3 protein-coding genes are annotated in these 3,299 nt (G+C 54.2%); all 3 read left to right on the top strand.

Annotated features, from left to right (window positions below; translation table 11 throughout):
• Positions 1–483 (top strand): hypothetical protein (locus ABX962_RS33110; protein WP_372725957.1); only part of this gene is annotated, 483 nt, incomplete at its 5' end.
• A gap of 158 nt (positions 484–641) precedes the next feature.
• Complete coding sequence (locus ABX962_RS33105) at positions 642–1,652, top strand: hypothetical protein (protein WP_372725956.1); 1,011 nt, start codon at positions 642–644, stop codon at positions 1,650–1,652.
• 126 nt (positions 1,653–1,778) lie between these two features.
• The coding region (locus ABX962_RS33100) for a PAS domain-containing protein (RefSeq protein WP_372725955.1) at positions 1,779–3,299 on the top strand (1,521 nt) is incomplete at its 3' end.

Here is a 3,299-nt window from a genome sequence, read left to right as displayed (position 1 = left end):
GCCGTGAGCTTCTTTCGTCGATACTGGGCCGCAGCGTTGATCCTAGCCATTGTTGTCGTCCATGCGGCAGTGATCGGCTATGTCCGTAGCCGAGTCGCGCGGTTGCAAAACATCGAGTCGAATACGTTCGATATGGGGCGATACCGTTTTCAAAACATCACCGATCCCTCCAAAGTCGATCAGTTTCAGCTGCAGGCGGTCCTCGATCCCACGCGTCGCCAAGTCGGCCGAGAACTGCTTTCGCAACAGACCATGGAAATCCACGAAGAGGCCGAACATCTATTGCGTCAAGTCGACACCACGTGGTTGCGAGACCCCGAACAAAGCGAACTGCGGGATCGCATGATGGAAATTATCGGCAAACACCTTGAGGAACCGATCGTGCAGCGACTGCTGATCACCGATTGGTTGGAACTTCCCGTTCCTGAATCTCGAGTCGATCTGCGCCCCTCCACCACGAATCAGATCACTCGCCATCCCTAATCAAGACACTGGGCACCTTGAGCGATCGGGAGGGACGCGGCACACTTTCGGTTCGTGATCGAACGATCGGTGATCCAAGCGGCCATTGGTGATCCAATCAGCGACGCTAACGGCGCTCGATCGATGCAATCCGTGTGTCCTCTTGCCCCCATTTCCCTATGTTGCTGATCGCGGTTGACGAGGCTGGATATGGTCCGAAACTTGGCCCGCTCGTCGTGGCGGCCACCGCATGGCAATTGCCCGATGACGTGATCGATACCGATCGTTCACTCGCGTCGACTGACGCTGCGATTGCCACTCATTTTGCTCCGTTGTCGGCCCCCTTGCACTGGCGTGACCTGAAACTCGTCGTCGATGATTCGAAAAAACTGTTTCAGTCCCGCGGCCATGATCCTTTGGCGGTCCTACACGCGGTCGTTAGTGTCTGCAAAGCGTGGTGCGGTGACGGCGAACTGAAGCTGAAACCGTGGTTAAAAAAAATTGCGACACGCAACGAGGTCGCGCTGAAACATCCCGCTTGGCTGCGGAATCTGCAATCGCAGCAATTCGTTTCTCGGACCGACGCTCAGGATGTCATCGATCATTGGCAAAAAAACGGGGCATCGTTGACGCAAGTCGCCACTCATATTGTCACAGCTGAAAAATTCAATCAAATCATCGCACGCGGATTCAACAAATCGGATTTGCTGTCGGACACCAGCCTGCGATTGATCGCCGATGTCCTTGACCAGCAGCAAGGCGAATTTGGTAATGCCGCATCCAGCGGCGCCCAATCGAAGGTCCTTGTGTATTGCGATCGGCACGGAGGACGGCAATTCTACGGGGCGGTCTTGCAGCACATTTGGCCTGACGCATCGCTACGAATCGTACAGGAATCACGCCGCCAGAGCATTTATGAACTGGCGGCCGAAGGCCGCACGATGCAAATTCGCTTCACGGTCAAAGGGGACTCCTTTCCGCCGGTAGCCATGTCGTCGATCCATGCCAAATACCTGCGAGAAATATGTATGAATGCCTTCAATTCCTATTTCCAAAAACACTCGGCTGACGGGCAGACGCTGCGTCCGACAGCGGGATATCCAGTGGACGCGGACCGTTTTCTTGGCGAGGCAGCTGAAACGATCCAGCGGCTCGCCATCGATCCCAGCCGATTGGTTCGTAGCCGCTAGAATCCGCAGAGCCGAGAGCGGGAGCGATGGAATTGAGTTCTTGCCCTCATTTCCCGCTTCTAAAGCTGCGGCACGCATTCGAAGCAGCTAAAATGAGGGCCTCCTCCTTCCCCAGCAGGCTGCAACATGAATGACCACGCCCCCCGGTCCGCGACATCATTAGAGCCGTTCGATCCTGCGACTCGGGCGATCATGGACCGGGTGTCGGACGTGGTGTGGTCCTCGACGGTCGATGGCAACTTGCTGCTGTATCTGAACCGGGCTGCCGAAAAAGTTTTTAATGTTTCGCTTCAACCGTCCAAGCCGCTCGAGCTGCGTCAACGCGCCATCTTCACCGAAGATCGAATCGAAGTCCGCCGCAATTTGGTGAACGTTCTCGAAGAGGGCATGATTCGTCACAAATACCGTGTCATCGATTCGGTCGGCAAGATCACTTGGCTCGATGAGCAATTGACCGTGGTGAAAAATGCCGAGGATCAACCGATCCGAATCGACGCCACTGCTCAAATCATTTCTCCCAAAGATTTCTCGCTTCCCACCGCACTGGAATCCTTCAGCAAGCACCAGACACTACGCGAGCATGTGCAACTAAACGTGACTCGCAAGGACAAAAAGGGACGGATTCAATACGCCAATGAAAACTTCTGCAGATCCGTGGGCAAGACACCGGAAGAAATCGTCGGAAAAACCGACTTCGATCTCTACCCGGCCGAACTTGCCAAGTCATATGTCGAGAACGACCAAGCGGTGATGGAGAGTGGCAAACCTGAACACTTAGTCGAAGAGAATCGCACCGTCGATGGCACAACCGTTTACGTCGAAGTCCTCAAACTACCCACCATCAACTCCAAAGGAACGGTAATTGGTATCCAGGTGATTTTCTGGGACGTCAGCAGCCAAAAAGCGACCGAGCTTGAACTTCAGCAAACACGTTTTCTGATGGACACGATGCTCGAAAACGTTCCTGATGCAATCTACTTCAAAGACAAACAAAGCCGTTTTATTCGCATCAGTCGCGCTCATGCAAAACTGTTCCAGCTCGCCGATCCTGCGGAAGCGATTGGCAAATCGGACGCCGAGTTTTTCGGAATCGAACATGCCCGCAACGCCTTGGCGGATGAACGGCATATCATGAAGACCGGCGAGGCGATGGTCGCCAAAGTGGAACGAGAAACTTGGCCCGATCGTGAAGACACATGGTGCTCGACCACCAAACTGCCGCTGCGTGACCCGAAGGGTGAGATCATTGGTACGTTTGGCATTTCGCGAGATGTGACCCAACAAATGCGAGCCGAACTCGAATTGGCTCGCGAGCGGGATCTATTGAAAACGATCACCAACAACATTCCTGATTTAATCTACGTCAAAGACCGTTTCGGCCGATTTGTCACCGGCAACACCGCGCTCGTGAAACTGTTGAACCTAAACAGTGTTGAAGAGGTCGTCGGCAAAACCGATTACGATTTCCTGCCCCCCGAATTGGCATGCAACTACGTCACCGATGACCAAAACGTTGTCCGCTCGGGCACTCCACTGATTGACCAGGAAGAGTCTTCGCAAGACGCCCAAGGCAACAAACGCTGGTTGTTGACGACCAAGGTTCCCCTGCGTGACGAACATGGAAACGTAGCCGGTATCGTGGGAATC

Origin of the sequence: Novipirellula sp. (assembly GCF_041583735.1) — a bacterium.
In the GTDB taxonomy this organism is placed as follows: domain Bacteria; phylum Planctomycetota; class Planctomycetia; order Pirellulales; family Pirellulaceae; genus Novipirellula.
Note: the sequence above shows the minus strand (reverse complement) of the source record. Positions and strands in the feature narration are given on the sequence as shown.